The following is a 21,705-nucleotide window of genomic DNA, read 5'->3' on the forward strand; positions in this document are numbered from 1 at the left end:
TTCAAATCATCTATTGGATAGTGGTAGTCTACTTATACTTTGTTAATCGGGGCAAAAGCAGCCAATAACCGCTTCACACCCACTGGGGCAGGGAAGGCAATTTGCAGCTCCGTATCCGTGCCCTCACCCTTAACCGACACGATCACGCCTACGCCCCACTTGGCATGGGATACTTTGTCCCCCGGCTGATAGTCTCCGGGTTGGGCTCCCGCTTGCTTCACTTTTTCCGCTGCTGATGTTACGGTCACACTTGATCCGCTACTTGCGGCTGCTCCCGCTCCACCTGAAGCACGCCATCCTGTTTGAGCACTGCTTCCAATGCCTTTCGTGCCTGGAGCTTGTGTTCCACCACCGCCTGAATAACCTAACCCACGCCCTCCGTATGAAGCAGAAGCAGCATTGCGGCCGTAACGATCCACCCTTCCATAGCGTGTGCCCTCTGGCGTCGCGTCTTCCTTAACTTCATCCGGTATCTCCTGCAGAAAACGTGAAGGAGGATTGGCATTTGTTCGACCAAACAAAGTACGTGTACGTGCGCAGGTAAGGAATAATTGCTTCTCAGCACGAGTAATCCCTACGTAAGCTAGTCGTCGTTCTTCCTCCAGCTCCTCATTGTCGCTGAATGCACGGCTATGCGGGAATACCCCTTCCTCCATACCTATAATGAAGACAACTGGGAATTCCAAGCCTTTTGCACTGTGCATCGTCATCAGGATAACGGCATCTTCCTGCTCGTTGCCTTCCTCGTCGTTCATGGAATCAATATCTGCGATAAGCGCAAGATCCGTCAGGAACGAAATCAAGGACTTGTCCTCATTGCGCTGTTCGAATTCCTGAGTAACCGACAAGAACTCGTCGATATTCTCGAGACGTGCCTTCGATTCCAGCGTGTTCTCTCGCTGCAGCTCCAGCTTGTACTCGGATAGTTCGAGCATTTTCTCCGTCAATTCCGTAACCGACAAATACTCCACCATATGATTCAGGTTGTCGATGATCGCACGGAACTCGCGCAGCGCTCCCTTCGTCTTAGGCGAGATGTCCAGATCTTCCATGTCGGCGATAACCTTCATCATCGATGTACCACGAGTTGCTGCTGCTTCAGCGAGCTTATTCATCGTCGTTGCTCCAATGCCCCGCTTCGGCACATTCACAACACGCTCTAAGCTAATATCATCATCCATATTCGAAATGAGACGCAGATAGGCAAGCAAGTCCTTAATCTCTTTGCGATCATAGAACTTAACGCCTCCGACGATCTGGTACGGAATATCCGACTTAATCAGAATTTCCTCGATAACGCGGGATTGCGCATTCGTCCGATACAATATCGCATGGTCGGCGTAATGCTTGTTCGCCATATGGTTCTGTTTAATCTCTGAAGTAACAAAGTAACCCTCATCATGCTCCGTATCTGCTTGATAGAGCTTAATCTTCTCGCCTTCACCCGATTCCGTCCACAGCTTCTTCGGCTTGCGGCCAGTGTTCAGTTTAATGACTCCATTCGCGGCATTCAGAATATTGGAGGTCGAACGATAGTTCTGCTCCAACATAATCGTCGTAGCCTTCGGGTAGTCACCCTCGAAGTTCAGAATGTTCGTAATGTCGGCGCCGCGCCAGCGATAGATCGACTGATCGCTATCCCCGACGACGCAAATATTTTGGTGCTGATCAGCCAGCATCCGGCACAGCATGTATTGCGCACGGTTCGTATCTTGATACTCGTCGACGTGAATGTATTTGAATTTCTTCTGATAGAAATCCAATACTTCAGGGACGTCCTTGAACAATTGAATCGTCGACATGATGAGATCATCGAAATCAAGCGAGTTGTTGCTCTTCAGGCGTTTCTGATACATCGTATAAACCTTGGCTACGATTCCGTCAAAGTGATCGCCAATCTTCTGTTCGAAGCGACTTGGCGTCAGCAATTCGTTCTTCGCTGTACTAATTGCAGCTTGTACTGCGCGTGGATCGAATTTTTTCGTATCTAAGTTCAATTCCTTCATGCATCCACGAATAACGGACAACTGATCCCCTGAGTCAAGAATCGTGAAGTTCGAGGTAAACCCGATACGTTCAATATCTTTGCGTAGGATTCGCACACACATGGAGTGGAATGTGGATACCCAAATGTCTCTTCCATCTGGGCCAACCAGCTTGGATACCCGCTCCTGCATCTCTCGTGCAGCCTTGTTCGTAAACGTAATGGCTAGAATACTCCATGGCGGTGCCTTCCTCGTAGCGATTAGATATGCAATGCGATGCGTGAGTACGCGCGTCTTGCCTGATCCCGCTCCCGCCATAATGAGCAATGGCCCTTCCGTGGTCTCAACAGCGCGTCGTTGTTCAGGGTTCAAGCGCTTGATAGCGTCTTGAATGTCGATAGAAGCCCCATAGCTTCCGTATACGTTCGAATTCGAGTTAAAGTTAGAATTAGAGTTCGCATTGGAATCCGGTCGTAAAAAGTCAAACATAATTTGCGATGTCTCCTTTCTGCAGTTATGTGAGATGTATTTATTTAGGTCGATAATTTGGTAAGAAAAACTCCCGGCAGTGCAGCCATGTAAGCACACCAGACTATTTATACCTAAGAGTGTTTTTTTAAATGATCATTAGAAAAGCTATATCGTTAGCTTAGTTTCCTTTACTGCATCTACAGTCGCGAGGGCAGCTTCCAAGTCGTCATAAACGACATTGCCCACAACTACTGTATGAGCTGAGGCAGCCGCTTCTTGGGCTTGCTTTACCGTACGGATTCCGCCTCCATAGAACAACTGGGCTTGCGTCAGAGAGCGTTTCACCTTCTTAACCAACTCCATGTCGCCAAACATGCCGCTGTACTCCACATACACGACAGGAAGACGCATCAGCTTGTCTCCTGCCTGCGCATATGCAGCCGCTTCTGCTGGAGATAGTTGCGTATCCGCTCCTGTAATTTTAGCTGCTGTCGCTTCCGGGTTCAAAATTATATACCCTTCTGGGATTAACAAATCCCATGGGATCATATAACCATATTGTTGAATCGCTTCACGATGCTGACCAATCAGCCAATTGGCGTTATTCGTGTTCAGCACCATTGGTATCATATAAGCATCAAAGCCAGGCACGACCGCATCCAATTCGGATACCTCAAGCACAACCGGCAGCTCATATCGCCGTATGCGGGACATAAGGTCTACCGTGTTCTCAAAAGTGACTCCGCTCGATCCCCCGACCATTATGGCATCAGTTCCAGATAAACATACACGATCCAGCGCCTCATCGCCAATTTCTTTGTCCGGGTCAAGCTTGAATACGTGCCGCCAGTCATCTATCGATTGTAAAGGCGTCTTCACGTTGCGTTTCCTCCAGGTCTGCCGCTCATGGATGTAAGTGGTGCGATGAGCGACCTTGATTTAAATGTTCTATATTGTAGTGTACCAGAAATAAGCCTAGGGGTGGAGGGAAATGGGTGCCATATATGAGGATGAGAAACAAATATGAATAGAATGTATGTTCTTATTGTAGTAAATGGTGAGGGAAATGTCACGGATGAAATACAGTGGTACAGAATTGCTATGTAGATTATTTTATCAAAAGATATATGCCTCCTAAAAGCGCGGACCAGAGAATTGCACCTGCTACAAAAGAAATGATCCAGCCTCGTCCTACTTCAAGTTGTTCATCGTTGTTTTCATCAATGTGTAAAATAAAAAACAACTCCCCAGATGTGAAAATGTATTCACAGTGTGGGGAGAGTATCGCTACATCTATACATTTATATACGAAATAATTACTTTTCTAAATTAATAGGCATTTTTATTCATGAACCCGTTCCAAATCGTTCTCCAGATAATCTTAATATCAAATAATAAAGACCAATTTTCAATATAGAAGATATCGTAACGAATCCGTTCCTCTATAGATGTATCACCGCGTAGGCCATTGCTTTGAGCCCAGCCTGTAATTCCAGGACGCACATGGTGTTTAACCATGTACTTCGGAATTTCTTCCTTAAACTGTTCTACGAAAAACGGTCGTTCCGGCCTAGGGCCAACAATACTCATATGACCAAAAAGTACATTAAAAAACTGCGGTAGTTCATCCAAGCTCGTCTTGCGGAGGAAGCTACCAAATTTCGTGCGTCGAGGGTCATTTTCAGTGGTCCACACTGTATCAGATGTTTTTTCTGAACTGACCTTCATGGAACGGAACTTATACATCATAAAATTACGCCGATTTAATCCTACTCGCTCCTGTTTAAAAATAACTGGACCAGGAGATGTCACTTTAATCCCAATCACAATAAACAACATAACGGGGAGCGTCAATATTATTGCAAAGAATGAAAAAGCAATATCGAAAGCCCGCTTGAATACCCGGTTACGCAGCACATCGAGCGGAATATCACGAACGTTAATCATCGGCATTCCCGCAAAGTTATCGAAATATGGCCGTGATGGCAAGTAGTCGAAAAAGTCTGGAATGATGAGTGTACGAACACCTGCTTTTTCACAAAGGTCTATGATATGCGGAAACTTATGATGCGCATCAAGTGGTAGTGCCAAAATGACCTCATCAATAAGACGATCACCTAATATTTGTTCCAAATCACTCAATGCACCTAATATAGGTTTAAATCTTTTCGATTCTAAGGAATTCCACTCTGCGTTATCATCAAGAAATCCAATGACTTCATAACCTAGTTCTGGATAACTTCGAAGGTTTTCATAAAACCGTTTGCCAAGTGTACCGGCCCCAAGAATTAGAATGAATTGTTTATTGTAGCCCTTTTGTCGTAGCGAACGCAGCATAACTTTAACCGAGTATCGATAAAATATCGTACCTAGAGTAGAAACCGTTACGAATATCGCTAAAAATTCACGGGAAATGTGAATTTGCTTAAAGAAAAACAACAAACCCAGCAAGATGAATAAGCTAATAATATGAGTCTGAATGATACGTATCAACTGGTCGGCGAATCTCTTTTTGCGATGAAAATGATACAAAGAGGACATAGCTCCTACGACAAGAACTGCTCCTGCATAGACTGCCCCCCAACCGACATATGTAGAGAATGGCAACGGGGTATCACTATCCAGCCAATTGCTCATAAATTTCAATATCCACGCAAGCCCAAACGCCAACATCATTGCAATTACGTCAAAAATCATATAAATCTTCGACAAAAACTTTTGATTTTTGCGAATCATTGTGTAAACCTCATTTTCAAAGGATGTAATATTACAACCATTATACTAGAAATGAACATTCAAGTTAAGATGGAAGGGAATGATTGTTAATTATTTTTAGCTTTCTGTCGAACTTCTGCCATCCCTTTGGCTAAAGTGTTAAGAAGAAGTGCCACTGTCATTTTCAACCCCATTCCTACATACATAAGCCCGTTTACCCAGAAAGGGTACTTTTCACGAAAATGCTTGTTATAGAGTACAAAGAAGGATCTATGGAATTCGTACGTAATCTTAAATGGTTTATTACGACTGCTGGCTCGTTTATAATGAACAATTTGTGTCCTTGGATAATAATAATTCACCCATCCAGCTTGCTTAATACGGTAGCACCAGTCAACGTCTTCCCCATACATAAAGAAATTCTCGTCTAACATTCCCACTTGATCTATAACTTCACGTCGTACCATCATAAATGCTCCTATTAAGCAATCAATCGGATACTCCTCGTCGGGATCCAAATCTTCACGGTGATAGGCATTAATCCGCGGATTCTTCGGAAAAACCTTAGATAATCGTGATACATAGTAAAATGTTGCTGCTGGTGTAGGAAATCCTCTACGGCATGCCTTGTCTAAGGAACCGTCAGGTAACACTACTTTACAACCAGATACACCTACCATCGTATTAGCATCCATAAAGTTTATCATTATATCTAAAGTATCACGCTCGATTATAGTATCTGAATTCAGAAGGAGTACATGCCTTCCTTCGGCGATTTTCATCCCCTGATTATTAGCCTTTGAGAATCCTAAGTTGTCTTTGTTAGTAATTAACTTTATTTGAGGATACTGCTCTCTAATTACATGTACAGAATCGTCATATGAAGCATTGTCTATAATAATAACTTCGAATTGATAACTAGTTAATGATTTATAGACAGACTCCAAGCAGTTTAGTGTCAATTGCTTTGTATTATAGTTAACGATAATAATGGTTAAGTCCATAATTCACCTACTTCGTGAGAGATGCTCACATTGTAACATAAATAATAACTCCGAATAATGAAAAGACTGTCCAAGCAAGAAATGCTCAGCCAGTCTATATTTTCAATCAGTGTGATTTTTAAGGAACTTTTTTAATGATTCCTTCCACGGGGGTAAATCCACAAGATTGTTAGATTTAATCGCCATATGCTCCATCACAGAAAAACGAGGTCTAGGAGCTGGTCTAGGAAACTCTTCAGTAGTGCATGGATGGACTGTGATGCTTATTGACCTTTCCTCAAAGATAGCACAGGCAAAATCGTACCAAGAACACTGTCCTTGATTAGAGGCGTGATAAATACCATATTTATCAGTGTCTATTAATTGTTCAAGAAAGCATGCTAAATCCTCTGTATAAGTTGGTGAGCCAACTTGATCAGATACAACGTTTATTTCATTTAGTTCTTTTCCCAATTTTAACATTGTTTTAACAAAATTATTTCCATTTGAACCATATACCCAAGATGTTCTTACGATATAATATCGTGAACATAAAGACTGAGTTAAAATTTCCCCGGCTCTTTTGGATTTTCCATAGATAGTTACCGGATTAGTATTATCATATTCATGGTAGGGTTGTGTAGCCGTTCCATCAAACACATAATCTGTACTAACATAGCAGAATTTTATCCCCATTTTTTCTGCAATAGCTGCTAAATTTCGTGTTCCATCTGCATTAACCCTATATGCTTCCACAATATCTTGCTCTGCTTTATCGACAGCTGTATACGCTGCACAATGAATGATTACATCTGGAGATAACAGTGTCACTACACTGTGACATTGGTTCGAATCTGTAATGTCCATATCATCTCTGCTCATACCAAAAACTTCGTGCTCCTTCTGAACAAAGATACGAGCAACGTCAGACCCTAATTGACCTTTAACACCTGTTACAAGAACCTTCATATCTAATTCCCCAAACGCATACCGTATTGCTTTTCATAATACGTTTGGTACTGTCCAGATTGAATTCTCTCCCACCAAGCCTTATTGTCTAAGTACCATTTTATTGTTTCCTTTATTCCCGTTTCAAACGTATGTCTTGGATTCCATCCTAATTCCGTTGAAATCTTAGTAGCATCAATTCCGTATCGACGATCATGACCAAGACGATCTTCTACGTACTTGATCAAAGACTCTGGTTTATTTAACTCTTGGAGGATCGTTCTCACAATTTCAATATTAGTACGCTCATTATTACCACCAATATTGTAAACCTCGCCGTTAACACCTTTATGAATGACAAGATCGATTGCACTACAGTGATCTTCTACGTACAACCAGTCACGAACATTTAGTCCATCCCCATATACAGGCAGTTGCTTATCATTCAGGGCATTAGCAATCATAAGTGGAATCAATTTCTCTGGGAACTGATATGGTCCATAGTTATTAGAACAACGTGTTATATTAACCGCCATCCCAAATGTTTCATGATAAGCACGTACTAATAAGTCTCCCCCTGCTTTACTCGCGGAATAAGGACTATTCGGAGTAAGTGGTGTTTCTTCTGTAAAGAGTCCCGTTTCACCAAGAGTCCCGTATACTTCATCAGTGGAAACTTGTACAAATTTAGTTACACTGTACTTTTTAGCCATATCAAGAAGTACTTGAGTACCCATTACATTCGTTTTCACAAAAATCTCAGGCTCCAAAATCGAGCGATCAACATGAGACTCAGCTGCAAAGTTGACAACAATGTCAACCCCCTGCTTAAAGATAGCGTCCATGGCATTAGCATCTGCAATATCAGCTCTTACAAATGAATAATTACTATTCTCTTGTACACTTTGAAGATTTTCAAGGTTTCCAGCATAAGTCAACGCATCTACATTGACAATCTGATAATCAGGGTATTTATTCAACATATACATGACGAAGTTACTCCCGATAAATCCAGCTCCACCCGTTACAAGTAATTTCATGTTATAGCCTCCTACTCAAAATTCTTATCAGCATCATTTAATGTAGGATGCTGCTTATCTTTATCCGACAAGATTGGAAATGAAACTGGCCAATCAATGCCTAACTGCGGATCATCCCAACATATTCCCCGGTCATACTCAGGTGCATAAAGTGCATCTACTTTATACTGTACCTCAGTATTAGGAACAAGGGTACAATAACCATGAGCAAAGCCTTGGGGAACAAGCAGCTGTCGCTTGTTATGCTGACTCAAAATAACACCAACCCATTTCCCATAGGTGCTGGAGTTCTTTCTAATATCAACAATAACATCATAAATTGCACCGGATGTAACTCTAACAAGCTTGGTTTGTGCCTTGGGATTAAGCTGATAATGTAGCCCCCTTAGTACACCAGCTTCAACTGAAAGAGCATGATTATCTTGAATAAAAACCGTGTCTATTCCATGCTGAGCAAATACCTCACTGTTGTAACTCTCCATGAAGAATCCTCTGGTGTCTCCAAACACCTTCGGTTCAACTAATAAAGCACCGCTCAACAATAAAGGAGTAACAATCATCTATATGTCTCCTTATAATTTTAATTTTCCAAACTCTTCGCTGAATGTAATTTCCTTAGCCAGTTCATTTGCACGCTGAAGCGAAGCATGAGTACCAGCATCAGTCCACCAACCATTCAATACATCAAATGTTAACTCTTTGCGTTGAATATATGCATTATTAACATCTGTTATTTCTAATTCTCCGCGGCCTGATGGCTTCAGCGTCTTAATAATTTCGAATACCGTACTATCAAACATATATATTCCTGTTACAGCAAAGTTACTCTTAGGCTGTTTAGGTTTTTCTTCAATGGATACAATGATATCGCCTTCTAATTCAGCAACACCATAACGTTGCGGATCATGAACTTCCTGCAACAAGATTTTAGCTCCTGTTTTTTGCGCCCGGAAGTTTTCAACGTAATTAGAAATGTCATCCTCAAACACATTATCGCCCAATATGACGATCAACTGATCATTTCCTACAAAATGTTCAGCAAGATCAAGGGCCTGTGCGATACCACCAGCTTCATCCTGTACTTTATAAGTAAAGCATACCCCCATTTCACGACCACTGCCTAGCAAGTTAACAACTTCCCCCATATGCTCTTTACCGGTTACAATAAGTATATCTTGTATACCTGCTTGCTTTAATTTATTTACTGAGTGGAAGATCATCGGATATTTCCCCACTGGCAGCAAATGCTTATTCGTCACTTTTGTTAGCGGATATAACCTTGATCCTGTACCACCTGCTAATATAATACCTTTCATATCGACACTTCCTTATGAGATATTTTAAATATAGAACTTCTTAATACTCTCAATAACTCTATCAATATCATTTCGAGAAATATTGTAGTATAACGGTAATCTTAATAGCTTTTCACTTTCAACTGTTGTATATCTATCTTCGCCATGGAAATATCCGAATTTCATTCCAGCTTCAGAAGAATGCAAAGGAACATAGTGGAATACAGATTGAACATTCTCATCCTTTAAATACTTCATTAATCTTGTTCTCTCATCTAAAGAGCCGCATTTAATATAAAACATGTGTGCATTATGAGTACATCCTTCAGGGATGGTAGGCAATTTAATATATCCTTTACTCTCAAGCTCTTCTAGACCTAAATAATATCTATCCCAGCTTTCTAAACGATTGTTATTAATCTCTTCTGCTTTCTCTAACTGAGCATAGAGGAATGCTGCATTAATCTCACTAGGTAAATAGGAAGAACCAATATCAACCCATGTGTACTTGTCTACTTGTCCTCTGAAAAACCTAGAACGGTCTGTTCCCTTTTCCCGAATAATTTCCGCTCGTTCTATGTAATTCTCATGGTTGGCTAATAAAGCTCCGCCCTCACCACAATTATAGTTTTTTGTTTCATGGAAACTGTAACAGCCAAGATGTCCAATTGCCCCCAAATGACGACCCTTATATTGACTCATAACTCCTTGAGCAGCATCTTCAATGACAATCAAGTTATACTTATTCGCTAGCTCCATTATCGTATCCATTTCACAAGAGACACCTGCATAGTGTACAGGTACGATCGCTTTCGTTTTTGGAGTAATTGCAGCTTCTATTAATGATTCGTCTATGTTCATGGTATCGGGACGAATATCCACAAAAACAATCTTGGCACCTCTTAAAACAAAAGCATTTGCAGTGGAAACAAAGGTGTACGAGGGCATTATTACCTCGTCACCTTCTTTGATATCTGCTAGAATAGCTGCCATTTCTAAAGCATGTGTACAGGAGGTTGTAAGCATTACCTTTGCAGAATCAAAGTTTCCCTCCATCCACTCATTTGAAACCTTTGTAAATTGACCATCACCAGACAGCTTATTGTTGCTCACAGCCTGTTTGATATATTCGGTTTCAGTACCCACTATTGCCGGGACATTGAAAAATATTGTATTTGAGTTACTCATGAGCTCCCATCCTTTATTTAGCTATAAATATAATACCTAAGATAATAAATCCAATTCCTATTAATTTATTTACTGTGAACGGCTCATTGAAAAATATAATGGATAATACAAACACTAGTACAAATGAGAGACTCATAAAAGGATAAGCATGACTAATATCAAATTTCGTCAATGCCGCCATCCAAAAGAAAGATGCAATAAAGGCAGATAAGAAGCCTGAAAGTATCAACGGATCTATTAACAAATGCAGCATGTATGACATTTTTTCTGATAATCCATCAGGTAATGGTCCATACTTATTAACTCTAAATTTTATAATAAGTTGACCATATACTGTAAATAGGATGGTAGAAGCAATAAATAAATAACCCATTTTCAAACATCCATTCTTAATTTAATTAGATTGCTTATTAAAAATTAACTCAGGAGCATCTTCCCCTGTATGGAACAGCAGATCTAATATCGTTACATAATGATCAAAAGGAGGATGGAATTGGTCATATTCTTTGTAGTTGGAATAGTCTTTATATATAAGTTCTATCCCCTCTTCTTTAAATCTATCGCTTTCTATGTAACTTTTTGCTGCTGGTCCAGAGAGATAGGATGTTGCATCTGCCTCTTTAAGGAGGTTGATGAGTCTCTCTAACCTCTTACCTTCAGTATAAAACTCTCGAGAATCCATGAATTTTGTGGTAATTCCTAAGAACTCATGAGATATATAAGTAATTAAGTATTGATTAAGTTCAGATAAACTCTCCCATTTCCGCTCTACATAAACATACTCAAGAAATTCCTTGTACTTTTTAAAATATGGCGCCTTAGAGTAAAGCGCCGCAAGTGTCTTGTAGTGTTTAGAAGTCCACTGCAAATTTTGAAAACCCGCTTCATGAATCAATGCTTCACTTGAAGCACTAACAGGTATTGTAATCCATTGAGTTCCTTGAGGGGTTTTAACTTTATTTCTATTTCGCCAATCATTTTTCGTATATTGTACATCATCATAAAAAATAAAGAGATCTACATCATTAATAATATCGAAGTAGCCTTTCCAAGGTATATAGTTAGATTGAAGCACTGCAACTTTCTTTGTCATTATCTCACCCAGTTATATTAAATGTGGAAACTTTGCCATCTAGTCGCTTTCCATGATATAAATTTTGATAGAAATACTCTTCGAATCCATTCCGATCCATTTCTTTGGCAATCCAATCGATATCATACTCAACTCTTCGCAAATCAAATTGCTGTCCATTGAATAACACATAGGCAGCTCGACTATCTCCATCTCTAGGTTGCCCCACAGAACCCGGGTTACAGTATACTTTACCAGAAAACTTGAATAGAGACTGTACATGAGTATGGCCAGAAATGAAATATGTAAAGTTCATACCAGAAAAATAATCTTCACTTAGGTTGTATAAATACTCCTCTTGCTTATCCTTCCAACCTCCATGAACCATATATGTTTCGTCATCTATATATTCAAATAAAGATTTACTTAACCATTCGTGATTATGAGCCGCTATAACTTTACTCTGATACTTAATACATCGATTAACAGAATTAGATCTTGAACAATCCACATTATTCACAAGATAGTTATCGTGATTACCCAAGATATTAGTTACCTGTCTTTCTCTTAAAGCTTCTATACATTCGTTAATCATACAATAGTATCCAGCTATATCGCCTAAAGAAATGATTTGAGTGCACTCTTGTCTATCAATATCTTCTAAAACAGATTTTAACGCCGGATAGTTACCATGAATATCAGAGATGATCGCAATCATATTCAATCCAATCCTCTATATATCTTATTGCAGTTCCATACCTAATCTTTGGCTCAGTTGGGCTCTTATTTTCTAAATAATATTCAATACACATTTCGGCTTCATTGTATCCAAACGCTGTACGTAAGGATGTAGAAGAAGATATCCTCGGATTAATCTCCAATAGGTAATATACACCATTTTCATATCTGAATTGGAAATTAGTAGGGCCAATTGGATTAAAAATAGGAATAAGCCTATCTATAAATGCTTCAAGCTCTTTATTGTGAACAATCTTAGCCTTAGCTGTAGATCCTTCTCCACTTAATTTGCGTTGCATGACTATTTTATGAGATTCATCATTATTAAAAACAAATACTCCTACCGTATATTCTGAATCTGAATCACCAACAATTTTTTGAACCATAAAATTATCCTTCAACTTCTTCTTCCAGAATTCATATTCATCCTCACTATGGATGGTCATAATTCCTTTAGAAGCGTAGGATCTCCTTGGCTTCAGTAAAAATGGCATTCCGATTTCAGACATTACGGATTGATATTCACCATCTATATAAGACGGGATACTCGGTACTCCATGGTGCTTTAATATAAGATCAGTAGACCACTTATCATTTGCTGTTATCAACAGCTCCTTGTTGTTAATAACGAATTTTGTATGTAATGCAGAAAAGTAATCCATATTTTTCGCTATTTTTTCAACATCTTGTTCTATACCTGGTATTACTAGATCAATATTATGTTTTTCAATAATTCTTTTTAGATGTTCACAATAATTTGGTGAACTTGCTAACACAGCCTGTTCAAAACCATCACACCATTGTTGACCAATTGCATCCTCATAAATATCAGTTCCAATTATATTCAACTCATATTTCGATTTCTTTAATGATTTAACAATGCCATACCCAATAATTGCTCCCACGCCTGTTACTAATACATTATACATTTATATTTCCTCTCTACGTTTTAAATTTCTGATCCTTTTCATTCCTTCTTCAAGATCTATTTGAGGTACATAACTAAGGGACTCATATAGGCTTTGGTCATGAGGAATATTCATATTACCTATATTCGGTTTATCTTGATGAAACCTAATCTCTCCACCTTTGTTAAAGGTGTCTATAGCTATACGAACAATTTCACTTAGTTTATATGAACGAGGAGATACGCAATCAAATTCCCCTGTCAGTCTACTATCAATGATTCGTTTGATTACTTCTGCAATATCTTGTGCATGAATAAGATTTCTCAGTGCGTCGTTAGAACCAAATAGTGTAATGTCTCTACCCTTACTCGCATTTTCAATAATGTTATAAAATAATGGTTGATGTTTTTCAAAAACAAAAGTATCATCGTAGACCTGTGAAAGCATTAACGCAGTAAAAGAAATTCCGTTCTTCGAACAAATAAATTTCAAGTTTTCTTGTCCATGTCTTTTTGATAAACCATATGAACCAAAATAATCATTATCTTTCTCGTAAACGGAGATAGAGGATATATAAATCACATGTTTACAGTTCACGAGTTCAGCTATCTCTGCAACCTTAAATGCTCCAATTGAATTGACAACTTCATTTTGAATAGCATCTTTTATTCCATTGCCGCCCATACTGGCTGCACAATGTATGATTACATCAGCACATTCCGGTAAATTATTAGGAATTTCTTCATACTTACCAAAATCCAAGTATATGTCTGCTTCAGAATTTCTACCCGTCAAAAAAATATGATGGGCCGATTCTAAATACTTTTTCAGTACATTACTCAAGGCTGAAGTATTACCTGTAATAATTATATTCAATTACAATCCCCGCCTTTATTCGTATACTTTTCGAACAATAGTTAATGGTCTGTCTTTGGTTTCGTTGAATATTTTAGAGATGTATAGCCCTACTATTCCCATCGAAAACATCAATAACCCACTCAGAAACCAGATTGACACCATTAAACTTGTCCATCCACCAATTATGGCATCATAAATCAATTTATTAATAATTAAATAGATGGTATACATAATAGACAGTAATGAAATTATAAAACCGCAGCCCATAATTGAGGTAAGTGGTTTACTACTAAAAGAAGTTAGTCCTTCTAGTGTAAGAGCTACTTTTCTGATGATGTTATACGAACTACTACCTTTGTACTCTTTTTTTATACTAATAGCCTTTTGTTTATATCCAACTTTTTCATACATAGCCGCTAAAAAGACATTTTTATCGTTGAGTGATAATAAACTATCAACATAGCGTTTTGTAAATAAACGAACCGTACATGGGTTCTGTGGTATCTTTTCGTCCGACAACATATTAAACAATTTATAAAACATTGTTCCAGCCCAACGTCTATAAAAGGTACCCTCACGTTGTTCTTGAACACCGAATATTACATCATATTCTTGTTCATTTTCCCATGCACGATAAAAGCTAACTAATAACTCAGGATCTTCTTCTAGATCACAATCAATAAGGAAGATCTTATCGCCTGTAGCGTAAGAAAGGCCAGTTAGTATAGCTTTGTGATGGCCAAAGTTCCTGGATAAATCAATTACTTTTACAGCAGGGTCTTTATCTCTAATTTTCAATGCTGTATCAAGAGAATTATCTGGAGACCCGTCATTGACCATAATGATTTCATGCTGCAAATTCAATTGATTGACAGCTTTCTTAATTCGTTCATGAAATTCAATTAAGTAAGCTTCCGATCGATATAGTGTTGTTACAATCGAAATCTGCATTTAGTTAACCCCTTCTACTAAAAAGCTATAATTCACAATACGGGAATTATTTCAATTTTCTTAACCAAAATCCCTAAATCTCTTATATCGTCGTTCACTCCATGATCTTTTGGGACAAAAGTCTTTGATTGTATAAGTTTTATGTACATTTCATCCTTAGAAATCGGTATGTCAATCTTGTTTTCCCCCTCTTCAAAAATTTTCTGCATAATCATTGACCCATTCACTTCAACAATAATCTGCGTATTGTGCAAATATTTAGGTACATATGCCTGTATACTAATACTCCCACGTCGCCCCTCGGATTGCACTTTAAATTCTACTTCTTTTTTTGTCCACCTAGCTTCGGATTCATCATTTTCATACCATCCCGAAATTCCTGCTATATTTTTCTCATACAAATATGATCCCTGAGTATTCCCCATGTTTTCATGGTATACATTCAAAGAATTATTTCTAAGTGATACCAATCCATATTTCACAATATCAGGCGGATATTGGAATTGACTCAATTCTTTATCAGTAGCTTTATCTATATTCAATGCAATGGTTTGGAGATTTTCGAAATATTGGCCTCTTGAAGAGGAAATTTGCCACTCCATAACATTAGTAATAGCGAAACTCACAACAACAAAAAATATTGAAATTATAGATAACGTTCTATCTAATTGTAATTTACAAAACGATTTTTTGTGGCTAAGAACCAAAGATACTATCCATAAAAATCCAATAACAATATATTGAGTATCAGTTGTATATCTAGATGAAGAGCCATACGTTAGTGCATAATTAAATCTTCCTAATAGAATTAATCCCATTATCATAAAAGAGTAGATAATAAGCATGAATGGAAGCCAACTGCGTTTATACAGCTTCTCTCTAAAATATAAGTAAAGAAAATAAAATATTAAAATGAACAAAATACAACCCAATACAATCATAAAATTCACTGAGAGATATTTATCGAAAATACTTACACCTATTACACTTGACGAAAGTGTGATGAAGAAAAATTTCATCGCCTCAAAAATATTGCTAAAGATATGCATCGCTTTTTCTAAAATGCTTTTATCTTCATTTATTAGATTATTGATATATATGTTGTGAAAATATACTATATAGAAGATAAGACTTGCAATAGATATTAACCCTAATATAACCTTCGTATTTTTCCTATCTAAAGGTGTTACGAAAAAGTTTATTATTAATACAACAACACAGGTAAGAACTACCGCTGGACTATAACCCGCACCAAATACCAATATGTTTATTGCTAAAGATAAAACTAATAAAAATATATCTTTCTTTCTCAAACCTCTAATTATTAAATTGTCGAAGACAATAAACGTAATAATAAAAAACATCATTCTCATCATAATGCTCATGCCCAAGCTTAGAACGATATTTTCCCATTGTATAAGACTAAACAATAAGCATGATATGAGCAAAAAGACTGCACTCGGCACGTACTTATTATTTGTTTCTTTAAAACTCCTTATGTAGGGCTTATATAAAATGATGGCGATTACCATCAACACAAGTCCCCCTAAATACATTTCAATGATCGTATTAGTATTAAAAAATATTGCATTAAATAGCACAATAAGATTGTAGCCTAACACTCTATGTTCCATATGAGCTTGCCAAAGATCAGAAAATGACAAAGAACCATCCGATAATTTTTCTAATATTGGAATAAAATCAAATTGATCTTGAAATATGATATTCGCGCTTGAACGGTTAATGTAAACGAAATAAAAAATCAATTGAATCAATAAAAACGTACCCAGTACAACCAAATTCTTATTTCTAGACATGAATTAGTTATCTCCTATCGTTAAATCCTAATAACATCATCTTCTTCCACATACTCTCCAACCTGAACCTCAATTAGGTGTAGATCGATCTTCCCCGGATTCTCAACGGAGTGTTCGTCACCCATACGAATAAAAGTCGACTCATTTGTTCGCAGAAGAGATGTGTTTCCATTAACCGTAATAAGTGCTGTTCCACTAACAACGATCCAATGTTCATTACGATGGAAATGCATCTGCGTGCTTAATTTTTGTCCAGGTTTAACAACCACTTTTTTAATCTTATAGTTATCCTCATAGTCTAGAACAGTGTGGTTCCCCCACGGTCTATAAGCAGTCGTATGATTATCGCATAGCGGTGAATGGTTCTGCTTTAATTGCTCTACGACCAATTTCACATCCTGTGACGATCCTTTTTTCGATATCAAGAGAGCATCTGGTGTATCCACGATAATGAGATCTTGAACATCTACGGTGGCTACACAGCGATCCTTGGATATGATTAAGTTATTGTTGGAGTTCACTTGATTATAACTAGCACCAAGTGTATTCCCTGATTCATCCTTCGGAAGTTCTTGATATAAAGCTTCGAAGCTACCTAGATCAGACCATCCTATTTGAGCAGGAATCATCTTCACACATGTACTTTTCTCCATAACTGCGTAGTCAATGCTGTCCGATGGAATCTGAATCATATCTTCTTTCTGAATACGTGTAATATATTCATATGTCTTCGCACTTTCAAAGGCCTGACGGCTTGATTCAAATATATCAGCAGAGTGATTTTTCAACTCATTAAGGAAAACACCTGCTTTGAAAAGAAACATGCCACTATTCCAATAGAAATTACCTTGTTCTATGTAATGTTCTGCTGTGGTTAAATCAGGCTTCTCTTTAAATGAAACTACGTCGTATCCATTTGCCTCGATATATCCGTATCCTGTTTCTGGGTATTCCGGGTGTATCCCAAAAGTAACGATTGCTCCTGTCTCGGCAATGCTCATAGCATCCTTAACGCATTTCGAATACTCTTGATGGTTCTTAACGATATGATCTGATGGAGTGACAAGCACAAGTTCTTCCTCATCAGCCATCATACAGGCTAAAGCAATAGCAGGAGCAGTATTTCGCCCAATTGGTTCCAAAAGGAACTTGGCGTCTTGATAGCCAAGCTCCTCTATATGATCCAATGCTAAAAAATACTGCTCCTCATTAGAAACAATCAAAGTATCGTTACACAATGTGCGGTTCCGTTCCAATGTCATTTGAAAAAGAGAACGCTCACCAATTAGCTTATTGAATTGTTTTGGATAAAGTGTGCGGGACAATGGCCATAATCGTGTTCCATTGCCTCCGCATAGTACCACATTAATCATTACAATCTCCCTCAGTCGAAGTCCATTGATATAACCGCTTTAGCTGCTTTTTCCGTAAAATGTTCCTCAATGTATCTTCCGGAATTTTCAGAAAGTTCATTCCATTTAGATATATCTGAGTAAACATCAATCGTTGCTGCAGCAAACATATCTTCGTTATCTGTAATTCTTAAAGATGTTTCTACTGCTTCTAGACCTTCTGCACCAATCGTTGTCGTTACAGTAGGTACTTGATGGTACATGGCCTCTACTACTTTCCCTTTAACGCCTGCACCAAACCTCAGAGGAACCACTACAACTCTACATATATTATAGTAATTCGTTAATTGCTCGTCCGTCACATACCCCGTTACAATAATATCATCCGATTGTAAGGATTTAATATCATCCGGCGGGTTTGAACCTACAATATAGAATTTAATATCAGCATGGACTTCTTTTATTTTAGGCCAAATTTGATTAATAAACCACATGACCCCATCATGATTAGGCTTATGGTTAAAGCCTCCTACGAACAATAAATGTTTTCTATTTTCAAATTCAGAAGCATGCTCATAACGTGTTGGATAGATGAATAATGGAATATTTCGAACAAGCTTACTTGGGAACTCTTGCTTCAAAAGTCCCTGTTCATAGTTACCGACCACATGTACTACATCGGATTTGGAAATTAATTCAAACTCTTTCTGTTTCCATTCTTCAGCTGATTTTAATAACGCTGAATTACCTGTTATTTCATAGTTGCGCATTTCTCTAATATAATGAAGATCGTGGCCGAAATATATGATCTTCGCTTTAGTATGCTTTTTGAATACATCTATATATTTTATAGAAATATGAGGTCTGTTCAAATAAACATAGTCAAAGTATTGGCCGTTGTTTTTAATCCACTGCATAATATTTTTGGCATACCAATTTCCATAGAGCACTTCAATTCCAAGCTGCTGAAGTTCTGCAGTATAAGGTTCGTGCTGGTAGAAATTATCACCGATAAATATAACTTTGTAGCCTAAAGAAACAAATAGCTTGGAATAGAAATACGTACATCTACCCCCTGCATCCTTATCATAGTGCGGAACATAATGATCTACGATAACAATTACCTTTTTATGTTTACTTCTGTCTCGAGCTAGAAATACATGTTCTGCATTATTAAAGTGTTGTTCATGCAATGTATCTGCCCACTTCTCCAAGAACTTTTCCTTATTTTTAAGCTGATAGCTCTTAATTCCACTACCAGTATCTGTCCCATGTGAAATACCTTCAAAATGCACTACAACCGAACTTGGTTGAAATACAACCCTGTAGCCTAATCTCCTAACTTCAAATGCTAAGTCAGTATCCTCAAAATATGCAGGCACATATCTTTCGTCAAAGCCTCCAAGTTGATCCCACAGTGACTTTCTAATCATAATAGCAGCACCTGATATATAATCCGATTCTTTGACATAGTTGTAATCCGGCTTGTGTGGATCGTCTAAACGACCATAGTTCCACCCACTTGCATCATTCCAAATGATACCGCCAGCTTCTTGCTGCCTGCCATCGGGGTAAACTAACTTTGAACCGGACAAACCAATCGTATTATCATTTTCCATTAGATTTACTAACGAAGAGAGCCATTCAGGTTGAACGTTCGTATCATTGTTCAAAAAGAAAATATATTTCCCATTCGCATGCTCAGCAGCATTGTTGCAATTAAGCAAGAAGCCTCTGTTTTCTCCATCACGAACAACTGTTACATTTTCCACATATTCTTTTAAATTTACCGTTTCATCCGTGGACATATCATCTGCTACAATCACTTCATAGGATATATCCTTCGTATTTTCCAATATAGAAGCTAAACAAGCATAAGTATAATTCCATTGATTATAGACAGGGATTATGATTGAAACCATTGGATTGACTTGATTATCAAATATCAATTTTGAATAATTTCCGCCCTCAAATAATTGAAGATCCTTACTCTCCCCGACCTGCATATCTCGATCGACGAAAGTATCGATCCGTTGTTCTAACCTCGATAATTCTTCAGTTTTAGAATAATAGATCACTTTCTTGAAATTCTCACGATTAAACTTTGATAGCATTCTCTTTGGATTTTTCAAGGTTTTTATTAATAGTTTGGCTACTATTTTTCTTCTACTGTTGTTGGGTAATAAAACATCTCTTATTCGGTATAGTTTGCAAAGAAACGACCACCCTGTTGAGTCCAATATTTGATGAAGTCTTCTTTCTTGAACAAGGAGAAGTTCGATATGACCTTTTTTATTATTTATTTCTGTTTTATAATTGGATATTTCCTCATCCTTATCACTTGCTTCTTTTTGCGCTTTCACCAATTGGTTCTCAGCGTCAATTAATTGGGAACGCTTTACCTCTAATTGGCGTGTTATGTCAGATAATTCATTACCTAACCTTTGAATTTCCTCATTTTTAGACTGCAACTCTAATTGATGTTTAGCAATTCGATAATCGATAACTTTATTCTGAATATCTATTGTTGACTGTAGTGCATTGTATTCTTCAAATTTCAACCTCAAAAATGAAATTTCTTCATCTAAAGTTTTTATATGTTCATTGCGCTCAGTAACTTCTTCTTGTAAGTTTAATATCCGATCAAGCATTTGATCATATTTACTTGGGTAAGGTACAACTGAGGCTAGCGCAACACTTTTTATGATTGTTGAACTCGAACATACAGCAATCATATATTTTTCTAAGTAGTGATCATCTGATGCTTCTACACACGCTTCCCAAGAATGCTGGCAGTTGCCTTTAGGATTATCATTTATAACCGAAAGCACTTCATATCTTTGCGAGAAGAGCCTCATTTCATTAAAATAAGTACCCAGAAACTCTTTGAATTCATTCTTATAAAATTCTTTTACATGATATTGGTTGTTATAGTTATATTTATCCGAGTAGAGTTCTTTGTTAGGTGTTGATATTATTAAGAGGCCCTCTGGAACCAAAACTCTCTTAATTTCCTTCAAAAATTCATGCTGCACATGTTCATCTACATGCTCAATCGTTTCGAAAGATATGACTACATCGAATGAATCTAATTCAAACGGCATTGAATCAATCGAAGAGACCATATATATTAGATTTTTTTGTTTGTATTTCTGACTTGCTTCTATGATAGAGTTCTCATCAATGTCTATGCCTACCACTTTATCGGCAGTAGAAGCCAGCAAATACGAACCATATCCTTCCCCACAAGCAGCATCCAGTACACGTTTACCTTTAACAAGCTCTACGATCGTGGAATACCTTTGTAAGTGCTCAATTGTGATTTGGGGATCAGATACCTCAGGTAAATATCGTTCTCCTGTAAACTCCATTTTTTCACCTATC

Annotated in this window: 18 protein-coding genes; all 18 read right to left on the reverse strand. The window is 37.8% G+C overall.

Annotated elements, in window-relative coordinates; genetic code table 11:
* Positions 1-32 precede the first annotated feature (32 nt).
* Positions 33-2,474 (reverse strand): DNA helicase PcrA, encoded by a 2,442-nt coding sequence (gene pcrA, locus ABN764_RS06485; protein ID WP_446671354.1) that lies wholly within the window; start codon positions 2,472-2,474, stop codon positions 33-35.
* A 147-nt stretch (positions 2,475-2,621) separates the two neighbouring features.
* The gene (gene pcrB, locus ABN764_RS06490) at positions 2,622-3,335 is read right to left on the reverse strand and encodes a heptaprenylglyceryl phosphate synthase (protein ID WP_446671355.1); all 714 of its coding nucleotides are present in this window, start codon (positions 3,333-3,335) and stop codon (positions 2,622-2,624) included.
* A gap of 450 nt (positions 3,336-3,785) precedes the next feature.
* Positions 3,786-5,192, reverse strand: a complete 1,407-nt coding sequence (locus tag ABN764_RS06495; RefSeq protein WP_446671356.1) for an undecaprenyl-phosphate glucose phosphotransferase — start codon at positions 5,190-5,192, stop codon at positions 3,786-3,788.
* Positions 5,193-5,278: 86 nt separating this feature from the next.
* Positions 5,279-6,175, reverse strand: coding sequence for a glycosyltransferase family 2 protein (locus ABN764_RS06500; protein ID WP_446671357.1), 897 nt, complete (start codon positions 6,173-6,175; stop codon positions 5,279-5,281).
* Between the two features lie 102 nt (positions 6,176-6,277).
* The gene (gene rfbD / locus ABN764_RS06505; RefSeq protein WP_446671358.1) at positions 6,278-7,123 is read right to left on the reverse strand and encodes a dTDP-4-dehydrorhamnose reductase; all 846 of its coding nucleotides are present in this window, start codon (positions 7,121-7,123) and stop codon (positions 6,278-6,280) included.
* 2 nt (positions 7,124-7,125) lie between these two features.
* Positions 7,126-8,142: a dTDP-glucose 4,6-dehydratase gene (gene rfbB, locus ABN764_RS06510; protein ID WP_446671359.1), complete on the reverse strand. Its 1,017-nt coding sequence runs from the start codon at positions 8,140-8,142 to the stop codon at positions 7,126-7,128.
* A gap of 11 nt (positions 8,143-8,153) precedes the next feature.
* Positions 8,154-8,702 carry a dTDP-4-dehydrorhamnose 3,5-epimerase gene (rfbC, locus tag ABN764_RS06515; RefSeq protein ID WP_446671360.1) on the reverse strand — a complete coding sequence of 183 codons (549 nt, stop codon included), beginning with the start codon at positions 8,700-8,702 and terminating at the stop codon, positions 8,154-8,156.
* A gap of 12 nt (positions 8,703-8,714) precedes the next feature.
* Positions 8,715-9,458, reverse strand: coding sequence for a sugar phosphate nucleotidyltransferase (locus ABN764_RS06520; protein ID WP_446671361.1), 744 nt, complete (start codon positions 9,456-9,458; stop codon positions 8,715-8,717).
* Positions 9,459-9,482: 24 nt separating this feature from the next.
* Positions 9,483-10,625 carry a dTDP-4-amino-4,6-dideoxygalactose transaminase gene (rffA, locus tag ABN764_RS06525; protein WP_446671362.1) on the reverse strand — a complete coding sequence of 381 codons (1,143 nt, stop codon included), beginning with the start codon at positions 10,623-10,625 and terminating at the stop codon, positions 9,483-9,485.
* A 13-nt stretch (positions 10,626-10,638) separates the two neighbouring features.
* Positions 10,639-10,998 (reverse strand): EamA family transporter, encoded by a 360-nt coding sequence (locus tag ABN764_RS06530; protein ID WP_446671363.1) that lies wholly within the window; start codon positions 10,996-10,998, stop codon positions 10,639-10,641.
* Between the two features lie 21 nt (positions 10,999-11,019).
* Positions 11,020-11,718 carry a WbqC family protein gene (locus tag ABN764_RS06535; RefSeq protein WP_446671364.1) on the reverse strand — a complete coding sequence of 233 codons (699 nt, stop codon included), beginning with the start codon at positions 11,716-11,718 and terminating at the stop codon, positions 11,020-11,022.
* A 4-nt stretch (positions 11,719-11,722) separates the two neighbouring features.
* The gene (locus tag ABN764_RS06540; protein WP_446671365.1) at positions 11,723-12,415 is read right to left on the reverse strand and encodes a metallophosphoesterase family protein; all 693 of its coding nucleotides are present in this window, start codon (positions 12,413-12,415) and stop codon (positions 11,723-11,725) included.
* Positions 12,396-13,364: an ATP-grasp domain-containing protein gene (locus ABN764_RS06545; protein WP_446671366.1), complete on the reverse strand. Its 969-nt coding sequence runs from the start codon at positions 13,362-13,364 to the stop codon at positions 12,396-12,398. Before ABN764_RS06545 ends, ABN764_RS06540 begins: the two co-directional genes overlap by 20 nt.
* A complete protein-coding gene (locus ABN764_RS06550) occupies positions 13,365-14,219 on the reverse strand; it encodes an NAD-dependent epimerase/dehydratase family protein (RefSeq protein ID WP_446671367.1) in 855 nt (284 codons plus the stop codon).
* Between the two features lie 15 nt (positions 14,220-14,234).
* On the reverse strand, positions 14,235-15,152 hold the full coding sequence (locus ABN764_RS06555) for a glycosyltransferase family 2 protein (protein ID WP_446671368.1): 918 nt from the start codon (positions 15,150-15,152) through the stop codon (positions 14,235-14,237).
* A 32-nt stretch (positions 15,153-15,184) separates the two neighbouring features.
* On the reverse strand, positions 15,185-16,969 hold the full coding sequence (locus ABN764_RS06560) for a hypothetical protein (RefSeq protein WP_446671369.1): 1,785 nt from the start codon (positions 16,967-16,969) through the stop codon (positions 15,185-15,187).
* A 20-nt stretch (positions 16,970-16,989) separates the two neighbouring features.
* Entirely contained in the window at positions 16,990-18,342 is a 1,353-nt protein-coding gene (locus ABN764_RS06565; RefSeq protein WP_446671370.1) for a mannose-1-phosphate guanylyltransferase/mannose-6-phosphate isomerase, read from the reverse strand.
* Between the two features lie 11 nt (positions 18,343-18,353).
* Positions 18,354-21,692, reverse strand: a complete 3,339-nt coding sequence (locus ABN764_RS06570) for a glycosyltransferase (protein ID WP_446671371.1) — start codon at positions 21,690-21,692, stop codon at positions 18,354-18,356.
* Between the last annotated feature and the right edge of the window lie 13 nt (positions 21,693-21,705).

This window comes from Paenibacillus wuxiensis (genome assembly GCF_040195695.1).
Classification (GTDB): Bacteria; Bacillota; Bacilli; order Paenibacillales; family Paenibacillaceae; genus Paenibacillus_B; species Paenibacillus_B suaedae.

Bases quoted from the DNA above. Each gene is read 5' to 3' on its own strand.
- ABN764_RS06545 (WP_446671366.1), bottom strand. From the start codon at position 13,364: ATGTATAATGTATTAGTAACAGGCGTGGGAGCAATTATTGGGTATGGC.
- ABN764_RS06555 (WP_446671368.1), bottom strand. From the start codon at position 15,152: ATGCAGATTTCGATTGTAACAACACTATATCGATCGGAAGCTTACTTA.
- rfbC (WP_446671360.1), bottom strand. From the start codon at position 8,702: ATGATTGTTACTCCTTTATTGTTGAGCGGTGCTTTATTAGTTGAACCG.
- ABN764_RS06565 (WP_446671370.1), bottom strand. From the start codon at position 18,342: ATGATTAATGTGGTACTATGCGGAGGCAATGGAACACGATTATGGCCA.
- ABN764_RS06535 (WP_446671364.1), bottom strand. From the start codon at position 11,718: ATGACAAAGAAAGTTGCAGTGCTTCAATCTAACTATATACCTTGGAAA.
- rfbD (WP_446671358.1), bottom strand. From the start codon at position 7,123: ATGAAGGTTCTTGTAACAGGTGTTAAAGGTCAATTAGGGTCTGACGTT.
- ABN764_RS06530 (WP_446671363.1), bottom strand. From the start codon at position 10,998: ATGGGTTATTTATTTATTGCTTCTACCATCCTATTTACAGTATATGGT.
- rffA (WP_446671362.1), bottom strand. From the start codon at position 10,625: ATGAGTAACTCAAATACAATATTTTTCAATGTCCCGGCAATAGTGGGT.
- pcrA (WP_446671354.1), bottom strand. From the start codon at position 2,474: ATGTTTGACTTTTTACGACCGGATTCCAATGCGAACTCTAATTCTAAC.
- ABN764_RS06560 (WP_446671369.1), bottom strand. From the start codon at position 16,969: ATGTCTAGAAATAAGAATTTGGTTGTACTGGGTACGTTTTTATTGATT.
- ABN764_RS06570 (WP_446671371.1), bottom strand. From the start codon at position 21,692: ATGGAGTTTACAGGAGAACGATATTTACCTGAGGTATCTGATCCCCAA.
- ABN764_RS06495 (WP_446671356.1), bottom strand. From the start codon at position 5,192: ATGATTCGCAAAAATCAAAAGTTTTTGTCGAAGATTTATATGATTTTT.
- ABN764_RS06540 (WP_446671365.1), bottom strand. From the start codon at position 12,415: ATGATTGCGATCATCTCTGATATTCATGGTAACTATCCGGCGTTAAAA.
- ABN764_RS06500 (WP_446671357.1), bottom strand. From the start codon at position 6,175: ATGGACTTAACCATTATTATCGTTAACTATAATACAAAGCAATTGACA.
- rfbB (WP_446671359.1), bottom strand. From the start codon at position 8,142: ATGAAATTACTTGTAACGGGTGGAGCTGGATTTATCGGGAGTAACTTC.
- ABN764_RS06520 (WP_446671361.1), bottom strand. From the start codon at position 9,458: ATGAAAGGTATTATATTAGCAGGTGGTACAGGATCAAGGTTATATCCG.